The organism is Nocardia africana NBRC 100379 (assembly GCF_001612635.1).
Taxonomy (GTDB): Bacteria; Actinomycetota; Actinomycetes; order Mycobacteriales; family Mycobacteriaceae; genus Nocardia; species Nocardia africana.
Map to the genome: position 1 here is coordinate 35,673 of NZ_BDAV01000010.1, position 18,265 is coordinate 53,937.

22 protein-coding genes are annotated in these 18,265 nt (G+C 67.4%); 5 read left to right on the forward strand and 17 right to left on the reverse strand.

Annotation, left to right across the window (positions count from 1 at the left end; translation table 11 throughout):
• Positions 1–88: 88 nt before the first annotated feature.
• Together glyA and NA3_RS17305 are read right to left on the reverse strand one after the other, a co-directional pair.
• The gene (gene glyA, locus NA3_RS17300) at positions 89–1,387 is read right to left on the reverse strand and encodes a serine hydroxymethyltransferase (protein ID WP_062964952.1); all 1,299 of its coding nucleotides are present in this window, start codon (positions 1,385–1,387) and stop codon (positions 89–91) included.
• Positions 1,388–1,865: 478 nt separating this feature from the next.
• On the reverse strand, positions 1,866–3,062 hold the full coding sequence (locus tag NA3_RS17305) for a hypothetical protein (RefSeq protein ID WP_062964690.1): 1,197 nt from the start codon (positions 3,060–3,062) through the stop codon (positions 1,866–1,868).
• Between the two features lie 264 nt (positions 3,063–3,326).
• Between NA3_RS17305 and coaA the strand changes: the two genes are divergently transcribed.
• Entirely contained in the window at positions 3,327–4,259 is a 933-nt protein-coding gene (gene coaA, locus NA3_RS17310) for a type I pantothenate kinase (RefSeq protein ID WP_062964691.1), read from the forward strand.
• Position 4,260: 1 nt separating this feature from the next.
• On the opposite strand, the gene NA3_RS17315 is transcribed toward coaA, so the two are convergent.
• Positions 4,261–4,866, reverse strand: a complete 606-nt coding sequence (locus NA3_RS17315) for a hypothetical protein (RefSeq protein WP_062964692.1) — start codon at positions 4,864–4,866, stop codon at positions 4,261–4,263.
• A 94-nt stretch (positions 4,867–4,960) separates the two neighbouring features.
• On the reverse strand, positions 4,961–5,755 hold the full coding sequence (locus NA3_RS17320) for an isoprenyl transferase (RefSeq protein WP_062964693.1): 795 nt from the start codon (positions 5,753–5,755) through the stop codon (positions 4,961–4,963).
• Positions 5,756–6,017: 262 nt separating this feature from the next.
• Here NA3_RS17320 and trhA point away from each other — a divergent pair, with 262 nt between their 5' ends.
• Positions 6,018–6,683 carry a PAQR family membrane homeostasis protein TrhA gene (gene trhA, locus NA3_RS17325; protein ID WP_062964953.1) on the forward strand — a complete coding sequence of 222 codons (666 nt, stop codon included), beginning with the start codon at positions 6,018–6,020 and terminating at the stop codon, positions 6,681–6,683.
• A gap of 105 nt (positions 6,684–6,788) precedes the next feature.
• On the forward strand, positions 6,789–8,300 hold the full coding sequence (locus tag NA3_RS17330) for an adenylate/guanylate cyclase domain-containing protein (RefSeq protein WP_062964694.1): 1,512 nt from the start codon (positions 6,789–6,791) through the stop codon (positions 8,298–8,300).
• A gap of 72 nt (positions 8,301–8,372) precedes the next feature.
• Here the strand turns inward: NA3_RS17330 and NA3_RS17335 are convergent, their stop codons facing one another.
• From NA3_RS17335 to NA3_RS38655, 12 genes are all read right to left on the reverse strand, one after another.
• Positions 8,373–10,451 (reverse strand): thioredoxin domain-containing protein, encoded by a 2,079-nt coding sequence (locus NA3_RS17335; RefSeq protein ID WP_062964695.1) that lies wholly within the window; start codon positions 10,449–10,451, stop codon positions 8,373–8,375.
• A 454-nt stretch (positions 10,452–10,905) separates the two neighbouring features.
• Complete coding sequence (locus NA3_RS17340; protein ID WP_062964696.1) at positions 10,906–11,202, reverse strand: gas vesicle protein K; 297 nt, start codon at positions 11,200–11,202, stop codon at positions 10,906–10,908.
• Positions 11,195–11,446 (reverse strand): gas vesicle protein, encoded by a 252-nt coding sequence (locus tag NA3_RS17345; RefSeq protein WP_128145569.1) that lies wholly within the window; start codon positions 11,444–11,446, stop codon positions 11,195–11,197. The genes NA3_RS17340 and NA3_RS17345 overlap by 8 nt, the downstream gene beginning before the upstream one ends.
• The gene (locus NA3_RS17350) at positions 11,443–12,231 is read right to left on the reverse strand and encodes a GvpL/GvpF family gas vesicle protein (RefSeq protein ID WP_062964955.1); all 789 of its coding nucleotides are present in this window, start codon (positions 12,229–12,231) and stop codon (positions 11,443–11,445) included. Before NA3_RS17350 ends, NA3_RS17345 begins: the two co-directional genes overlap by 4 nt.
• Positions 12,221–12,622: a gas vesicle protein gene (locus tag NA3_RS17355; protein WP_062964697.1), complete on the reverse strand. Its 402-nt coding sequence runs from the start codon at positions 12,620–12,622 to the stop codon at positions 12,221–12,223. The genes NA3_RS17350 and NA3_RS17355 overlap by 11 nt, the downstream gene beginning before the upstream one ends.
• Positions 12,622–12,942, reverse strand: coding sequence for a gas vesicle protein GvpO (locus NA3_RS17360; RefSeq protein ID WP_227995556.1), 321 nt, complete (start codon positions 12,940–12,942; stop codon positions 12,622–12,624). The genes NA3_RS17355 and NA3_RS17360 overlap by 1 nt, the downstream gene beginning before the upstream one ends.
• A 28-nt stretch (positions 12,943–12,970) precedes the next feature.
• Positions 12,971–13,198 carry a gas vesicle protein GvpG gene (locus NA3_RS17365; RefSeq protein ID WP_062964698.1) on the reverse strand — a complete coding sequence of 76 codons (228 nt, stop codon included), beginning with the start codon at positions 13,196–13,198 and terminating at the stop codon, positions 12,971–12,973.
• Positions 13,199–13,201: 3 nt separating this feature from the next.
• Positions 13,202–13,963: a GvpL/GvpF family gas vesicle protein gene (locus NA3_RS17370; protein ID WP_062964699.1), complete on the reverse strand. Its 762-nt coding sequence runs from the start codon at positions 13,961–13,963 to the stop codon at positions 13,202–13,204.
• Complete coding sequence (gene gvpJ / locus NA3_RS17375; protein ID WP_036505066.1) at positions 13,963–14,382, reverse strand: gas vesicle protein GvpJ; 420 nt, start codon at positions 14,380–14,382, stop codon at positions 13,963–13,965. The genes NA3_RS17370 and gvpJ overlap by 1 nt, the downstream gene beginning before the upstream one ends.
• Positions 14,379–15,446: an SRPBCC family protein gene (locus NA3_RS17380; protein WP_084491669.1), complete on the reverse strand. Its 1,068-nt coding sequence runs from the start codon at positions 15,444–15,446 to the stop codon at positions 14,379–14,381. Before NA3_RS17380 ends, gvpJ begins: the two co-directional genes overlap by 4 nt.
• 5 nt (positions 15,447–15,451) lie before the next feature.
• The gene (locus tag NA3_RS17385) at positions 15,452–16,075 is read right to left on the reverse strand and encodes a hypothetical protein (protein WP_063917559.1); all 624 of its coding nucleotides are present in this window, start codon (positions 16,073–16,075) and stop codon (positions 15,452–15,454) included.
• A 172-nt stretch (positions 16,076–16,247) separates the two neighbouring features.
• Positions 16,248–16,559, reverse strand: coding sequence for a hypothetical protein (locus tag NA3_RS38655; protein WP_227995557.1), 312 nt, complete (start codon positions 16,557–16,559; stop codon positions 16,248–16,250).
• A 75-nt stretch (positions 16,560–16,634) separates the two neighbouring features.
• Between NA3_RS38655 and NA3_RS38660 the strand changes: the two genes are divergently transcribed.
• Both NA3_RS38660 and NA3_RS38665 read left to right on the forward strand, forming a co-directional pair.
• Entirely contained in the window at positions 16,635–16,799 is a 165-nt protein-coding gene (locus NA3_RS38660) for a hypothetical protein (protein ID WP_157126571.1), read from the forward strand.
• Positions 16,800–16,897: 98 nt separating this feature from the next.
• On the forward strand, positions 16,898–17,677 hold the full coding sequence (locus NA3_RS38665) for a GntR family transcriptional regulator (protein ID WP_062964704.1): 780 nt from the start codon (positions 16,898–16,900) through the stop codon (positions 17,675–17,677).
• A gap of 11 nt (positions 17,678–17,688) precedes the next feature.
• On the opposite strand, the gene NA3_RS17400 is transcribed toward NA3_RS38665, so the two are convergent.
• Positions 17,689–18,258, reverse strand: coding sequence for a cysteine hydrolase family protein (locus tag NA3_RS17400; RefSeq protein ID WP_062964705.1), 570 nt, complete (start codon positions 18,256–18,258; stop codon positions 17,689–17,691).
• Between the last annotated feature and the right edge of the window lie 7 nt (positions 18,259–18,265).

Below are 18,265 nucleotides of genomic sequence, written 5' to 3' on the forward strand. Positions count from 1 at the left end.
ATGCGAGAAGCCCTGGCGGACAAGGGGACTCACAGATCGACCCCGGCTGCCCGTCCGGCTGCCGGGGTCGATCGCGCTGCGGTACGGCTCAGCCGAGCAGCTTCCAGTCCTCCAGGCCGTCGTAGAGCGGGAAGTCCTGGGCCAGCTTGGACACTCGCGCGCGCAGAGCGGCGAGGTCGGCGTTGCCCGCCAGCGCGGTGGCGATGATGTCGGACACCTCGGCGAATTCGCTGTCGCCGAAGCCACGGGTGGCCAGTGCGGCAGTGCCGATGCGCAGGCCGGAGGTGACCATCGGCGGACGGGGGTCGAACGGAACGGCGTTGCGGTTCACCGTGATTCCGACCTCGTGCAGCAGATCCTCGCCCTGCTGGCCGTCCATCTGCGAGTTGCGCAGATCCACCAGCACCAGGTGCACATCGGTGCCGCCGGTCAGCACGGTGACGCCGTTACCGGCGACATCGGCGGCGGTCAGACGCTCGGCCAGGATCTTGGCGCCCGACAGGGTGCGCTCCTGACGCTGCTTGAACTCCTCGGTGCCGGCGATCTTGAAGGCGGCGGCCTTCGCGGCGATCACGTGCATGAGCGGACCGCCCTGCTGGCCCGGGAACACGGCGCTGTTGAGCTTCTTCGCGTACTCCTGCTTGGCCAGGATCAGACCCGAACGCGGACCACCCAGGGTCTTGTGCACGGTCGAGGACACCACATCGGCGTGCGGCACCGGGGAGGGGTGCAGACCGGCGGCGACCAGACCGGCGAAATGCGCCATATCGACCCAGAGGTAGGCGCCCACCTCGTCGGCGATCTCGCGGAACGCCGCGAAGTCGAGATGACGCGGGTAGGCAGACCAGCCGGCCACGATCACCTTCGGACGGACCTCACGCGCCTGTTTGCGCAGCTCGTCCATGTCGACGCGGTGATCTTCCTTGCTCACCCCGTAGGCGTGCACCTCGTAGAGCTTGCCGGAGAAGTTGAGCCGCATGCCGTGGGTGAGGTGACCACCGTGCGCCAGATCCAGGCCGAGCAGCTTCTCGCCCGGATTCATCAGCGACATCAGCACCGCGGCGTTGGCCTGTGCGCCCGAATGCGGCTGCACGTTGGCGAATTCGGCGCCGAACAACTCCTTGACCCGCTCGCGCGCGAGGTTCTCCACCACGTCGACGTGCTCACAACCGCCGTAGTAGCGGCGACCGGGGTAACCCTCGGCGTATTTGTTGGTCAGCACGCTGCCCTGCGCCTGCAGCACCGCGCGCGGCACGAAGTTCTCGGAGGCGATCATCTCGAGGGTGTCGCGCTCACGGGCGAGTTCGCCCGCCATCGCGGCGGCGAGCTCGGGATCGAGATCGGCGAGCGACTGGGTGTTGACAGAGGGGGCGGTCGTCTGGGTCACGCGCACAGTCTATGTGGTGGCCCCCGGCCGCTCCGTCGTGGCCCGCAACGGCACCGGACGCGGCGACTCCGATACCCGCCGAGACGTAATAGCCGCTGCACACCAGCGGTTGCACCCCCATAATCCGGGGCTGTCCGTTTCGTAAAAAAGGCGTAACATTCGCCGCGCTGTCGACGACTGTGACAGCGTCATCGACTCATTCGATTACATCAGGGGTTCACATGCTGTTTTTCACCGCGGGTACCGGTAACTCGATTCAGGACATGCTTTTCGCGATCCTGAAGTCGGCCTGCACCATCTCCTCCGGCGGCAACGCCGGTTGCGCGGGCTGGGGCGCGTAGTAGCGCCGATACCGTCGGCCGGATTCGCGAGTCGGGGCGCGGATCCGGCCGGTGCTCGAAAACCGAAATTCCGGCGAATTGAGCGATAGCCCCGAACCGAATAGTGCGATGGCAATCACTGTCGGTCCGGCGCGTGCTCACATCCTGCGCAGAGCCGCCGGCGTCAGCGGCTCGTCGAGCAGACGGCCGAAGCGCGCCACCCGGTCGTCGGCGTCGACCGCGCGATCCAGCCACCCGCCCAGCAGGCGATACCCCTCCACGTAGGTGCTGATGTAGGCCCGCCACAGCGGCGAGGACAGAAAGCGCAGGGACTGCCGCGCCCGCTCGGGCGTGGTCAGACTCCAGCGCTGCAGGAATTCCGCGACGTCGTCGGCACCGCGGCCACGATCGTGCAGCAACAGCGCCGCATCCTGGCGGACCGCCAGGAGTTTCGCCGACGCGGTCGAGAGTCGTTGTGCGCGTTCGCCGTCGAATCGCAGGCCGAGGTCGGCGTAGATCTCCTGCGCCCAGATTCCCCAGTCCGGCCCGATGATCGATTTCAGCGCCAGATCCGCCAGCCCCTCGGCCATCAGGCATTGCGGCGTGTTCACCACGAACAGCGTCTGTTCGTCCTGTCCGGCGGCGACCAGCCCGGCCTCCTTGCGGCAGTGTTCGGTGTGGTGCCCCGGATAGGCCTCGTGCGCGATCAGGGCCGGCAGCTGCGCCATATGTTGTTTGAGATCGGAATTGATCGCGACCCGGGACCGGAAATTGCCGAGGTAGTAATTGAATCCCGACCACGGTTTGTCACCGACGATCTCGTATTCCACCTGCTCGTGATCCGGCAGCGGATAGCGTTCGCGCACCAGCTCACGCAGTGCGCCGGAGAATGCCCGCACACATTCGGTGAGGCGGTGCGGCGGAATCTCGTCGGCGCGCCGATGCGCAGTCATCCGGTCCAGCAGCGGGCCGTCACCGGCCAGCACCTCGTCGAGTTGCCGGTGCGCGTCCCGATAGTCCTCGACGTCACCGAGGGCGATATCGACGTCGAAATAGGACCGTACCTCCTCGATGAAGGAGATGTCGTCGCCGGCGAACTTGCGTCCCGAGCATTCCAGCGCGCGCAGATGCGCCTCGAGGAATTCGGTGCGCTGCTCGCTCAGCCCGGCCTCGGGCAGTTCCTTGCGCAGGGCCGCCGCCCGGTCGGCCAGTTCGCGCGGCTGCGGCGCGGGCGCCGACTCCACGGCCCGGCGCAGCGCGGGATCGCCGGTGTAGGCGTCGACGAAGCCGGGTTCCAGTCGATCGAATGCCAGTCCCAGGCGCAGATATTCGGTGACGAGCGGATGCGCAGCCATGCCATCCGACGATAGCCGCTCCCCCGCTCCCGGCCCTGTCGGCGACCGAAACCCGGCGGTGGAGAGAGAAATGTCACCCAGGGTTACCGGCGAGTAATAACACCCCGCGTTCGGCGCGGTGCCCGCCCCGAGGAGAATTCGCCTATGCGAGGACTGTCGAGCGCATTTCACCGCGCCGGGCACGGCACGGGTTCATCGGTGACGTCGTTACGGGTGGTGGCGCGTCCGCCCGGCGGGAGGACTCCGGACCGGGAGTGTGCGTAGGTGGCCCGGATGAGCGAGCCGAGTCCGTATGTCGAATTCGATCGCAAACAATGGCGCACCCTGCGTAAATCGACTCCGCTGATTCTCACCGAGGAAGAACTGATCGGCCTGCGCGGTCTCGGCGAGCAGATCGATCTCGAAGAAGTCGCCGAGGTCTATCTGCCGCTGGCGCGATTGATCCATCTCCAGGTCGCCGCCCGGCAACGGCTGTTCGCCGCCACCGCGACCTTCCTCGGTGAAACCCATCCCGACCATCAGGTGCCGTTCGTCATCGGCATCGCCGGCAGCGTGGCGGTCGGTAAATCGACCACTGCCCGCGTCTTGCAGGCCCTGCTGGCGCGCTGGGATCACCATCCGCGCGTCGATCTGGTGACCACCGACGGATTCCTCTATCCCACCGCGGAGCTCACCCGGCGGGGCATCATGCATCGCAAGGGTTTTCCGGAAAGCTACGACCGGCGCAAGCTGCTGCGCTTCGTCACCGAGGTCAAATCCGGTGCGCCCGAGGTGTGCGCACCGATGTATTCGCATATCGCCTACGACATCCTGCCGGACCAATTCCACTGCGTGCGCCAGCCCGACATCCTCATCATGGAAGGACTCAACGTCCTGCAGACCGGGCCGCGGCTGATGGTTTCGGACCTGTTCGACTTCTCGATCTACGTCGATGCGCGCATCGAGAATATCGAGCGGTGGTACGTCGATCGCTTTCTCTCCCTTCGGAAAACGGCGTTCGCCGACCCGCAGTCGCATTTCCACCACTACGCGAAGTTCAGCGATTCCGAGGCGACCATCGCCGCCCAGGAGATCTGGAACGCCACGAACCGGCCGAACCTGGTGGAGAACATTCTGCCGACGCGGCCGCGCGCAACGCTGGTGCTGCGCAAGGATTCCGACCACAGCATCAACCGGATCCGGCTGCGCAAGCTCTGAATCAGGCCGGCCAGGCCGCGTCCAGCCGTGCGGCGACATCGATATCGCGGACGGCCGCGATATACGGTTTGCGAATCTCGTCGGCCACATAGCGGGCGACGAACCGGCGGATCTCGTGATCCACGCTGGCCAGCAGCCGCAGCAGTTGGCCGCGCCGGGTCGCGGTGGCCACATTGATCCGCACATCGCCGGCGCGCGGCTCGGCGATATCGACGACGATCCGCAGCGGTGCCGCGGTGCGCACGGTCAGGTGGACGTGCACGAAGCCCGTGACCTCGAAGCGATGGCGATCGACGGCCAGATCCAGCAGCAGATCGATATCGAGCGGGATGACGAGCTCGAAGGCGACCACCTCGCCGACGAAGCGCTCCAGCACCGGCTCACCGAGCCGCGCCCGCGCCGAGGCCTTCGCCAGATGCGCCGGGCCGACCCCGATCGGGCCGAAATCGAATGCGCTGCCCGCCAATTGGGCGAAGACAGCGGCGATCCGCTGTTCGGAGGCCGCGTAGGCCACGAATCGCCGGCCGAATTCGGCATAGGTGACGTAGGGCACCGGCGCTCCGGCCACCTGTGTCGCACCATCCGGCCCGCCGCGCATCTCGCTCATGTTCGCGACGCTACGCGTGCACTCGGTGCGGATCCGGGGATGATCATGCAATGCAACACATCCTGCGCCGGGCCGTTATCTGCGGCCCGCCCGCTCACACTCCGTAACGACGATGCCGCGCAGCGTAGTCGCGCAGTGCGCGCAGGAAGTCGACGCGGCGGAACTCCGGCCAGTAGGCCTCGGTGAACCAGATCTCGGAGTAGGCGCTCTGCCACAGCAGGAAGCCCGAGAGCCGCTGCTCGCCCGAGGTGCGGATGACCAGGTCCGGATCGGGCTGACCGGAGGTGTAGAGGTGCTGGCCGATGGCGTTGACCGTGATCGACTGCACCAGATCCTCACCGGTCTCCCCGGCCGCGATCTCCTGCCGGACCAGCGAGCGCACCGCGTCGGCGATCTCCTGCCGGCCGCCGTAGCCGATGGCCACGTTCACGTGCACACCGCCGCGACCGTGCGTTTCGTCGGCTGCCTTCTGCATGCGGCGCGCGACGTCCTCGGGCAGGCCCTTCAGCGACCCGACGATGCGCACACCCCAGTTGTTCTCCGGCGCGGACAGTTCCTCGACCACATCGGTGATCACCTCGAACAGCGTTTCCAGTTCGTCGGCGGAGCGGCTGAGGTTCTCGGTCGAGAGCAGATACACCGTCACCATCTCGATGCCCTCGGCCTGGCACCAGCCGACCAGTTCGGCGATCTTCAGCGCACCGACCCGGTGGCCGTGGGTGACGTCGGTGAAGCCGTTCTCCCGCGCCCAGCGGCGATTTCCGTCACAGACCACCGCGACGTGACGCGGATGCTGTTTGCCTGCCAGCTGTTTCGACAGCTGCGCCTCGTAGATGCGATAGGGCAGGTTGCGCACCTTACCGCTGAGCACCCGACTAGCAAGCTTCACGGCTGCCAACCTTATCCACCTCTCGCGTGCCGCCCGAGTTCTCCGCCAATTTCTGCTGCGCAGGAATGGCAGCGGACACCACGAATCAGTTCCCCGGTTCCGATCGACCCTATCGCGGCGGCATCCGGCACGCGGAGCCTACTGCCGGTACAGTGACTGGAGAACTAACCTACGCAACCGTAGGTTACTCAGGAGGTAACCAGTGACCGAACGGGTGAGCTCGGCAAATCCGGTCCCCGGGGAAGTGTCCTCGCTCGAGCATCTGGCCAAGGAGGGTCTGCGCACCCTGGCCGTCAAGCCGCGATTGCGCGGCTGGATCCATACCTACGCGGTCGCCGTCGCGGCCGTCGCCGTGACGGTGCTGGTCGCGGTGTCGGCTACGGTGTCCGCCACCGCGGGCTGGTCGACCCTGGTTTACGGCGTGACCGTCTGCGGCATCTTCGGCATCAGCGCGATCTACCACCGGGTGACCTGGCAGTCCCCGCGCACCCGGATCCGGATGAAGCGCGCCGATCATTCGATGATCTTCCTGTTCATCGCGGGCAGCTACACACCGTTCGCCCTGCTGGGACTGCCCGGCCGCACCGGCATCACCCTGCTCGGCGTCGTCTGGGCCGGCGCCGTGGCCGGGGTGGCGCTGAAAGTGCTGTGGCCGGCGGCGCCGCGCTGGGTCGGGGTGCCGCTGTATCTGCTGCTGGGCTGGGCCATCGTGCCGGTCGCGGCGACGCTGACCCACAACGTGGGCGTCACACCGATGGTGCTGCTGCTGATCGGCGGCATCGCCTACAGCGTCGGGGCGATCCTGTACGCCGCGAAATGGCCGAATCCGTGGCCGGAGGTCTTCGGGCATCACGAATTCTTCCATGCGGCAACGGTTCTCGCGGCCCTGTGCCATTACATCGCGATCTGGCTGGTCGTATTCTCGTAGGGCAAGATCACCGGTAACCTGCCGCGGCCGTGCGGGCGGGTTCTATGCTCGTTCGTGCTATACGTCCGAAACCGGTAATACCGAACCAGACCACTGCCAGGGGCTATGACCAGTCGACTCGTGCTCTGGGCCCTGCGTGCGCGCTGGGGCCTTTCGTCGGTGGTGATGGTCTGCAACCTGGGCGGCCTCGCGGTCATCGTCGTCGAATTGTGGCTGAGCGGATTTCTCGGCAACCTCGGCGAGGACTGGCTCAGCGCCGTCGCCCAGACCGCGATCTATCCGGTGATCGGCGCAGTGGCCGGCATCGTGCTGGCGGTGCGCGACCGGGTGTACTACTTCAGCTGGATCGATCAGACCCGCCGGCCCACCCGGCCCGAGGCCGAGCGACTGCTGAAACTGCCCATCGCCATCACCGTCCGGGCGCTGGCCATCTGGATACCCGGCGTCGCCATCGCCACGGCGCTGTTCGCCCAGGTGGTGCCCACCCGGGCACTGTGGGCGATCGGGGCGATGTTCTTCCTGGGCGGACTGGAGTCGGCGGGATTCACCTTCCTGGTGGTGGACCGGCTCATCCGGCCGACGATTCCGGTGATCGCGCGGGTGCTCGGCGGTACCTCGCACTGGAGTGCCACGGTGCTCAACCGGCTGGTCATCTCCTGGGCGGTGGCCGGGGCGATGCCGCTGCTGATGTTGATCACCGTCCTCGGCGATCCGGTGGCCGACGCCTCCGATCGGGTGCGGACCGCGCTGTACATGTCGCTGGTCGGCCTGCTGGTCGGGGCGCTGACCACCGCCACGCTGGCCCGTTCGGTGGCGGCGCCGCTGGGGACGTTGCGGCGCGCGCTGGACCGGATCGCGCGCGGCGAACTCTCCGCGCGGGTGCCGATCACCAGCGCCAGTGAGATCGGGCGCCTGGAACTGTCGGTGAACGAGCTGGCCGAGAATCTGTCCGAACGCGAACGCATGCGCGACGTGTTCGGCCGCCACGTCGGCAACGAGGTGGCCGAACGCGCGCTGGCCGGTGGCGTCGACCTGACCGGCGATGTGCGGGTGGTGACCGCGCTGTTCGTGGATGTGACCGGCTCGGTGGAGATGTCGACCGAACTGGCGCCGCGCGAGTTCGTCGACCAGCTGAACCGGCTGCTGGCCGTGGTCGTCTCGGCGACCGAGGACAACGGCGGGCTGGTCAACAAATTCGAGGGCGATGCGGCGCTGTGCATCTTCGGCGCGCCGATCGCCCTGGGCGACAACGCGACTCCCGCTCTGCGCGCCGCACGGCGTATCCGCGACGAGGTCGCCCTCGGCGGTGAATTCGATATCGGCATCGGGCTGGCGCGCGGCAGCGTCTTCGCCGGCGACGTGGGGACCGACACCCGGCTGGAATTCACCGTGATCGGCGACGCCGTCAACGAGGCCTCCCGGCTCACCACCGAGGCCAAGGAGGTTCCCCGCCGAATCCTGGCCAGCCAGGCCGTGATCGACGCGGCGACCGAATCCGAACGGTCCCGCTGGGTGCTCTACGACAAGATCCAGCTGCGCGGCCGGCGCGAACCGACGGCGTGCTGGACCGATCGCAAACCGGTGGGGCTGGGGGCGAACGCTCCGGTCGAGGAGTGAGGCCGGCTGCGGCCCGTCGACATCCGATCCCGTCGCCGACGCGCGGCTCTCGGCAGCACTACCGCCGCGGCGTCAGGACCCTACGAGCGCGGCGCGCACCTCTTGCGGTTCCGTTACCGGTAGGTCGCACACGGTGCCGCGGCAGACGTAGGCCGCGGGGGCGCCGGCCCGGGCGGGTCGGTCCGTGAGCAGTGGGACCGAATCGGATTGCCCCGCAACGACCACCGCACCCCCGGGGGCGAAACGGCGTGCGGTGCGCAGCAATTCGGCCGTCGCCGCGGTGTCGGGCGATTGCGCGATGGCGATCTGAATCGGCCCGGCCAGTGCCGCCTCGGCGACGCTGAGCCACTGCCCGCCGGAGCGGGGCGCGCGGGCCAGCACGATGGCGCCGGCGTTCAGGGTGGCATCGGCCAGGGCGCGGTAGCGGGCCGCGCGGTCCGGGGCGCTCAAGGCGGAGGCGGTGAGCAGGGTTTCGGCGAAGGTGGAGGCCCCGGCGGGGGTCGCCCCGTCGAGCGGATCGCGCGGCCGGGCGACGAGTTCCTCGGCATCGGCGGCCGTGTCGAACCAACTGCCGGGTTGCGCCGGATCCTCGAAAAGGGTTGCGGCGGTGTCGATCAGCTGTTGCGCCCGGTCGAGCCAGGACAGTTCGCCGGTGGCCTGGTGCAGGGCCAGCAGTCCGGTCGCCAGCCACGCGTAGTCCTCGAGCACACCGGGCGCGGTACCGGTCGCACCGCCCAGTGAGGCACGCACCAACCGGCCGTCGACGAGATGCCGGTCCAGCAGGTACCGCGCGCACCGGGCGGCGGCGTCGACCCATTCCGGCCGGTCGTGGGCAGCACCGGCCTCGGCGAGGGCGGTGATCGCGATGCCGTTCCAGGCGGTGACCACCTTGTCGTCGCGCTCGGGTTGCGGCCGCCGGTCCCGCACCGCACGCAGCCGCTGCCGGATGTCGTCGAAGCGGCGGGCATCGGCGGGGTCCTCCCGCCGACCGGTGCCGGGATCGGTGTACCGGGTGAGCACGGACGTGCCGTGTTCGAACGTGCCCTCGGCCGTCACACCGAATTTCGCCGCGGCCCAAGGGCCGTCCTCGGGGCCGAGCGCGTCGGTGAGCTGCTGCGGCGTCCACACGTAGGTGGCGCCTTCGATTCCGGGCGCGCCCGGTTCCAGGTGGGTGTCGGCGTCGAAGGCCGAGGCGAACCCGCCCTCGGCGGTCAGCAGATCGGTGAGCAGGAAGGCCGCGGTCTCCTCGGTGATCCGTTGCGGCAGTGGGTCACCCGCACCCGGAGCACCGCTCGCCTCCAGCCGCGCCAGATGCGCGTAGGCACGCAGCAGTTGCGCATTGTCGTAGAGCATCTTCTCGAAATGCGGAACCACCCACGCGGCATCGACCGAGTAGCGGGCGAACCCGCCGCGCAGCTGATCGTAGATACCGCCGCGGGCCATGGCCGCGCAGGTCAGCGAAACCGCCTGTCGCGCAGCATCTTCCCCGGTGCGTTCGTAATGGCGCAGCAGCCCCTCCAGCAGCGCCGAGGGCGGGAACTTCGGCGCTCCGCCGAATCCGGCGTAGCGCTCGTCGACATCGCGCAACACCGCCGCGACCGCATGCGCGAGCAGCTCCGGCGTGACGGTCAACTCGCTCGCGGGCAGTCCGGCCCCCTGATCCCGCAGCGCCTGCGCCACCTGCCCGGCGGCCTGGTCGACCTCGTCGCGGCGATGGGTCCAGGTATCGGCGACCGCGGTCAGCAACTGGGTGAACGACGGCATACCGCCGCGCGGCACCTTCGGATAGTAGGTGCCGCAGTAGAACGGCTCCCCGGCCGGCGTGAGGAAACACGTCATCGGCCAGCCCCCCTGCCCGGTCATCGCGACGGTCGCGGACATGTACACCGCGTCGATATCCGGACGTTCCTCGCGATCGACCTTCACACAGACGAAATTCGCGTTCATCAGCTCGGCGGTCGCCGGATCGGAGAACGATTCATGCGCCATCACATGACACCAGTGACAGGAGGCGTAACCGACCGACAGCAGGATCGGGATATCCCGCGCTCGTGCCTCGGCCAGCGCCTCGGCACTCCATTCCCGCCAGTCGACCGGGTTGTCGGCGTGCTGGCGCAGGTAGGGCGATGTCGCGTCGGCCAAGCGGTTCATGGCTCCACCCTCCCACAGGACCGATACACAGCAACACCCGCTGACCGGGCAGCCCAGCCGCACGACCGTGTGCGATATCCCCCTCGACGCGATGCAGGAGGCACTCACCCACCTACGTGCCACGGCCATCCCACTCGACGCGCAGACCGCTTGCCCGATCCGCTGGTCAGCGGCTCGAGGCGGTCCGTGAAGCGAGGACACGGAGCAGGGAGAACTCGGATTCGACCGGGTGGCTGCGCACCGATGTCGTCCGGGCTCTATGGGGCCGTCCCACTGTCCACTGTCTGTCGCGCGGCCTCGATTTCGGGGGACAGCTGCGCAATTCGGTTGCGCATACCCTTGATCAGCCGCAGCGTGATCTCCGGATGGGCGGACAACCAGTCGTCACGCAGTAGGGCATCCGCTATGACGCGAGGGTGTGTCGGCCGTTCATCCGGCGCAACGCTTGTGAGCGCTACTCCGGTGGGGGCAGTAATGGCCCGAGGGGGCCGAGGTCGATGTTGAGGTCTTCGGGGGTGAGGCCGAAGTGTTCGCGCAGTTCGGCCATGCGTTGTTCGAGCAGCATCAGTGTGGTGCCTATGCGTTCGACCTGGGCGTCGGTGAGGTCGCCGGCGTCCACGCGGCGCAGCGCCTGGCGCTCCATCAGCTGGCGCAGTAGCTCCACCAGGGTGAGCACGAGGGTGACCAGTCCGCGCTCCACGGATTCCGGATCGGTGTCGATTCGCGGTGGGATACCGCCGAATTCAGTCATCGCCGTGCTGGTCGGGCGACGCGGACGGGGCCGGCGGAAACAGGGTGCTGATCGAGGAGATGAGGGCGCGCAGCGAGATCTGCACCAGATCCACATCGGCGATGGCGAGCCGGATGTCGCCGGTGATGATCACACCACCGGTCAGTACCCGGTCCAGGAGATCGACCAGCGCGATCCGTCGTTCGGTGTCGACGGCGCGATCGGGCGGTGTCGGGCCGGCCCGCGTCATGTCGGCCCGGGTCATGTCGGCTCACGTTGCACGCCCGCGAACGAATACGGCGGCCACGGGCCGGTGAGTTCGAGCCGGATACCGGGAAATTCGGCGCCCAACGCGTTCACGGTCGCCGTGAAGTCCTCGGTCCGGTCGTCGTCGACGAGGTAGGTCCCGTTGAGCACCATCCAGTCCCGGCGGCCGCTCACCGCCGGGTCGGTCAGCGGCTGACATCTCCCGGCCGCGGCCCGGCGCAGCAACCGCTCGTGCACCTGCGCCGCCCGCTCGGCCGCGTCGCGTTCGACGGTCTCCTGCGCGGACAATTGCGCACGCCGGCGGGCGAGATACGCCGCGCCCGGCGTCATCGTGCCGGCTTCGGCCTTGGCCTCGGCGATGGCGGCGGTGAGGACAGCGCGGTCACCGTACGCCCGCACTCCCCACTCGGTGCGCCCACTCACCAATTCCAGCGCCGCTGCGAAATCCGCTCGCCGTTCGTCGAGCAACTCGCGCACCCGTTCGTCGTCACGGAAGACCGTGGCCAGCCGCAACGGAACGGCCGGTCCTCGGCGCACCACGGCCGAGACGACCGCGTCGTGTGCCCGCGCCGTCACCTCCAGCCAGTCCAGATCCTCGAAGTTCCGGCGCAGCGGCTCCTCTCCGAACACGTCCAGCGGCACCGAGCCCACGACCGCGGTGAGATCGCCCGACACCACAGTGCGCACCGGCTCTCCCGCGACTCCGGCCGTTCCGTCGGGCGCCACCGCGTCGTCGCGAGACGCCGCCACGGCGTACAACCAGACCGCCCGATCATCGGTCACGGCGGGTCCTTCGCGGCTCGCGGGCACGTTCGATGGGCTCCGGGCTTTCCTTCGCAGCCTCCAGTTGGGCGATCCGCTCGCGGAGTTTCCGATTCTCGAGTTCCAGGTCGTTGTCCTGCCTCTCCAGCGTGTGTGCCTTGCTGTTGAGCCAGGGATCGGTCTCCCACCAGTCGATGCCCACCGACTTGGCCGTCTCCAGCGAGGCGATCACCAACCGCAGCTTGATGGTGAGCAGTTCGATGTCGAGAAGATTGACCTGGATATCGCCCGCGATCACCAAACCCTTGTCGAGGACACGTTCCAGGATGTCGGCGAGGTTGGTCGAGTGCCCGCCTCCACCCCCGCCCCCGAAGGGCTGCGGCTGATACGACTCACCTCCGACTACCGTCATCACCGCCCCCTCGGACCGATGTCGGTGCTACCGCGGTGGTAGCGCCCTGTTCTGCGGTATGCCAGCAGATTCTCGTCGAAATCGATCTCCACCTGATAGGTCGCCATGATGTCCGCCGACGAGGGGATGCGGCGATCCTCGAGCACCTCGATCTCCACCAGCCAGCCGTCGTCGGTCGGCTCCACGCTCGTGACACCCTGGAGGGGCTTCGTCGTCAGTTCCGCGAGGCATTCGACCGCGACCCCGGCGGCCTGCGCCGCGGTCAGGGGCGGTTGTTCGTCCGATGTCTGGGCATCGTCGGGGATGGTGTCGCGGGCCACGGGAGTCACTTCTTCCGGTCGGTCGGACCTACCTCGGACCGGTCATCCGATTCAGGATCTCTTGTTGCGCTTGCGCGGCCTCCTCCGCGGATATCTCGCCCGCGGCGGCGGCGCGGTCGATGTTCTCGAGTTCGCGCCGCAACCGCACGGGATCGTGCATTTGCTGTTCGACCTGCTCCTGGATCAATTCACTCAGCCAGATCACGCCACGCACCGGCGCGGCGGGGAGCAGAAGTATCGAAGAGATCAGACCCATGTCTCACCCCTCCGGTGCTCGCTTCGTCACGAAGTCGTAGGCCGCCATCGGTCCGAGCAGACTCAACTCCACCCGGCCGTCCCACTCCGACATGAGCCGGCGCAACAACTCCTCCAGTTCGTCCTGCCGCGACGTTTCGACCAGTGCCGCGAGGTGGACGGCATCCTCTTCGTGGGTGGGGTCGCGCAGATTGACCATCGCGTCGAGCTTCTCGAGTTCGGACGCCACCTTGCGGGTGTCCTCGGCTCGCTTCGTCTCGATGGCCTGATTGATCATCTCGCCCAGCATGATTCGCTCGTTGCGGGTGGCGTCCTCCGATTTCCCGCGGATCTCGTCTCGGAGGCGGGCGGCGTCGGAATTCTCGTCGAGCAGTTCGCGCAGGATCGCGTCCTCGACGTAACGCCCTCTGATGACGAACTGCACCCGTCCTTCGAGTTCCACCAGAGCCGCGTGGAATTCGTCTTCGTTCGCCTCGAGCAGTTCCTTTTCCACCGCATCGGCGTCGGTCATGACCGCGCCGAACCGCAGCGGCAGCACGGGAGCCACCGCCGCGGACCCGTCGAGAAGTTTCTCGTGAGCGGTGAGGTCCTGGGGTGTGCCCAGCGGCCGATCGGAGGAGAGCGTACTGACCAGCGCGGCGATGTCGCCGTGCCGCACGACCGTCACTTCACCCGGTGGATCGCCGACTCCCGTGGCGTGGGGCTCCGGCTCGACGTCGGCGGGCACGATGCCGTAGACATAGACGGCTGTGGTATCGGCGGCCATCACCGCTCCTCCCGCTTGGAGGGCCGGTGCACCGTCTGCCGCTTCTCCTGCACATCGCCGAGGAAGTCGGCGACCTTCTTGCCGGCCGCGTCGAGTGCGCCCTTCGTCTTGTGCTCGGCCGCGCCTTCGGTGACTTCGCCGACGATGTCGGTGATCCCCTTCGGCTCGCTGGTGGAAATCTCCAGCCGGTTCACCGCTTCGGCGAAGCGTAGATAGGTGTCGACGCTGGCCACGACAACGCGCGCGTCGATGGTCACCAATTCGATGCCGACCAGCGACACTCTCGCGAACGCGTCGATGACCAGACCCTTGTCGAGAATGGTGTCGATCACGTCGGCCAGGCTGGACGAATTCGGCCGCGCCATTGTGCCGGCTCCGCCGCCGCCTCCGCCTCCGCCTCCTGCGGGTTCGATTGTCATCTTCCTACTCCTCCGCTCACACGTGGGCGGCGAGTGACCGAGCTCTTGCGGGCGGCCGTTCGGCGGCGAGGTGGCTCCGGTTCTTCCTCCTCGTCGGAATCGCGCTGATCCTCGTCGTGCTCGTCGTCCTCGTCTTCTGTCTCATCCGGTTCTTCGTCGTCGAAGGCTTCCTCGTCGGCGCTGTCCTCCTCGGCGTTGCCCTCTTCGTGGTCCTCCTCGGCGTTCTCTTCCTCTTCGCGCTGTCGCGCCGTCTCGTCGTCTTCCACGACCTTGCCGTCGCGGATCTCGCCGTGCCAGCCGACGATGTCGTCGCCGTGCAGGACCGCATCGGTCATGACGTGGCGCTGAAAGTGCTTGAGCTCCAACCGGCATCGGCGCCCGGCGGCACGCCACAGATTGCCGGTCTTCTCGATCACTCCCTGGGGGTGGTACTCGAGCACCACCAGGATGCGTGTGAGGTTCGGAGTGAGCTCGTAGAAGCCGACGGCACCGTCGATATAGCCCTTGGCGCCCTTGGAACGCCAAATGATTCGCTCGAACGGAACCTGTTCGATGATCGTGGACTCCCAGGTTCGCCTCGACCAGAACACCTTGCCGGTCCAGCTGAGTTTCTCGTCGGAGACCTGCTCGACCTGTTCGAGCTTCTTCGTGAATTTCGGGAAGTCCGCGAATTGCGTCCACTGGTCGTACGCCAGATCGATCGGCACGCCGACGTCGATCTCCTCGACGATATTGGTCAGCTTGAGCTTCTTCCCGCCGCCGCCTTTGCCACGACCCCCGGTCAGCGAATTCTTGAGCGATTCGAACGTCTGCCCGGCCGAGTGCTTGAGCTTGCTCATACCTCCGCTCATGACGGCCTGCAGTGGGGAACCGCCGCCGGCCAGTTTGTCGATGCCGGTCACCGCCGCGATCAGATTTCCTTCACCACCCGCATAGTCGTTCAACCGGCCGGCGGTCTTCGAGACCCGGTTCGAAAGCCCTTCCACCGCGCGTTCGGCCAATGTCCCCGCGAGGTTCTGCACCGATTGCTGGAGCGGGCCGACTGGTTGAGCCGTTTTCGCCATCGCTGTCACCTCCTCCTGCGGCGCACGGGCGGTTCGTCGGAATCGGAGCGGCTACGGCGCCGGCTGACCGAAACAGGTTTGCGTTCCGCGGATTTGCGAGCCGAAGTCCGAGAAGTCGTCTTCCGCGCGCGCGAGGCTGCGGGTTTGCGTGCCCGCGGGGCGGCCGGCTCCCGGTCTTCTTCCTCCTCGCCGGATACCTCGTCGCCGGAATCGACTTCCCCGAGATCTTCGTCGGAGGACTCCACGTCCACGACCTCGTGCTCGTCCTCGTCGTCCGGCTCGGATGCCGGTGCTCGGTCGCTGTCCTCGCCCGACAACAAGTCGCCCGACAACAGGGACGAGCCCTGCTGCAATCGGGTGTTGAGTGCGTCGAGCTGGTTGCTCGCGGCGGTCACCGCGGCGGATCGGGCCGCACCCAGCAACTCGTCGCGCACGGTATCGGTGAGCTGCGTCAGGTCCGCCGACGATTTGAGCAGCGACGTCCCCCGTTCCAGCAACTCACCGGGAATGTCGGACGAACGTTTCGCCATCATCGCCCCCGCCACCCCCAGCGCGAAGCGCATCTTCCGCGTGCGCCCCAGCAGATAACCTATGCCCACCCCTACGGCAATACTTGTGCCACCTTTCATGGCCTTCTCCTCGTTTGCTCGACGCGCCTGCACGGCCGCACTGCCGCGGGATGGGTCGAGCGATGAGACCCCGATGTTTGGAGTAAGCCACATCACAGAATGGCCTTACATCAGCGTATACCCAGCTATCCCCGCTGTCGGCCATTAGCCGGAGGGACTTCCGGCATATCGATCAACGCAGTCGGCGGGTGCGCCGGCGCGGGCGCAGCACTCGCACCGCCCGCCGCCAGCCGCGCGGTGTGGCGACGAAGCGCACCGGCCCGTCGAATCGGTCCGTCGGGTCGACTCCGGACGCGGAGATACCGGCCCGGCGGGCGGCCTCGTAGCGAGCCAGACCCTCGCGGAACGCGGCCGGGTCGCCGCCGACGTCGGGGTGCTGGGTGCGCACGAACCGGCGGTAGGCCGCGCGGTCGGCGGCCGACCATCCGGCGCGTGCCGTCGGCGTCCGCGCTTCCCGGATCGGTTCGGGATCTCTGCTCGCCATCCCCTCCAGTATCACCACGCCCATCGCGCCGAAACCGTGACCGTACGCAGTGTCCGAAATGGGTACTCCACGGCCATGGACGACAGCGTGCAGATTCGACCGGTACCGATGCGGCGGCGGCCTTGGTTCGCGGATCTGGAAGAAGCCGAACGACGTGGCGCCCACGGCAATGCCGGGCTCGGCTATTTCGATTGCGATTGCGAAATCTGCCACCGGCGGTTCCGGCCCGCCGCTGTCTGAAAACGGTATTCCCGCAACAGATTTCACGCAGCCTATACGGGCCGCACAACGTTTTGCCTGGTCAACGCACCAATCGCGGTCGATGGTACGTTAGCCGGGTGCGTGATAACCTCCCCGAAATTCCGGGTGGCCCTTACCTTCCCGCACTGCTGCTGGTGGGTACGGAAGCAGCGGGGCTCGATCGCACGGCAGAGGCCTACCGAGCCATCAAGCGTCAGATCATCGATCTGACGCTGCCGCCCGGCAGTCGCTTCACCGAATCGTCTCTCGCACAACAGTGGAACATCAGCAAGACACCGGTCCGGGAGGCGCTCGCACGGTTACGGCGGGACGGACTGGTTACGGCGCTACCGCGGGCCGGCTATGTCGTCAGCCCGATCACGATCGTGGATACCGATGATCTCTGTGCCCTGCGGACCGTGCTGTCGAGCGAGGCCGCGGCCCTCGCCGCGCGGCGAGGCATAGACGCATCGGTACTGGAGCGTCTCGGGCAGTTGTCGACAGTCCCCGGCGCACTGGCCGCGGGCGACGCGGATCAGGACGAAGCAATGCGGGCGGCGATGGAATTCGAAGCTCTCATCGCCAACGCGAGCGGCAACAACCGTCTCGCGAAAGTGGTCGTCGAGGTGCTCGACGAGTTGGAGAGAGTCTTGCGGATGGCCGCGCTGATCGCTCCCGAGGCCGCGAGTCCGCCCGGTGAGCTGCAGTCCATCTACGAGCCCCTTCGCGCCCGCGATGCAGGTGGCGCCCGCAGAGCGGTGCGGAACCGCTGCGAACGGGTACATCGCGATGTGGTCCGCGTCCTGACCAGGAGCGCTTCGGTCAGCGGCGCGCACATCGAAATACCACGGCCTCGCGACGACAACGTGCCCTCCTGAACCGAGGCCGGCTACCGCCGAGATCTCACCTCATCCACCGGGGGCCAGTCCGCACATCGCACGACGTCGAATCCCCGGCTCGGAAAAACCGTGTTCATGAAGAAGTCGTGCATCGCCGGATCCCCGTCGGCACACCCGTCCCGCAGCACTGTGATGCGATATCCACGATCCGAGGCGTCGTAGCAGGTCGCAGCCACCATCGCACTGGTCGCAACTCCGGCGATCGCGACCGCGTCGACGCCCGATGCGCGGAGCACGAGATCGAGATCCGTACCGGCGAACGCGCTGGCGCGCCGTTTCAGCACGACGACGTCGTCACCCGAGACCGGAAGCGCGATCTCGGTGCCGGCGGAACCCTCGTGGAAGTCGTCCCCCGCCGCGAGAAATTCCGCGAACAGCGCGTTGCCCGGCGGCAGATCGGCCCCGTTCCTCCGAACAGCGAAATGCACGAACACGACCAGAACGCCGGCCGCCCGGGCGCGCGGAAGCAGCTCGGTGAGTGACGGCACGACCTCCCTGGCGAACGGGTAGTTCCTGGTGATCCCCCGCTGAACGTCCCCGATGACAAGCGCAGTCGCCACGAGATGA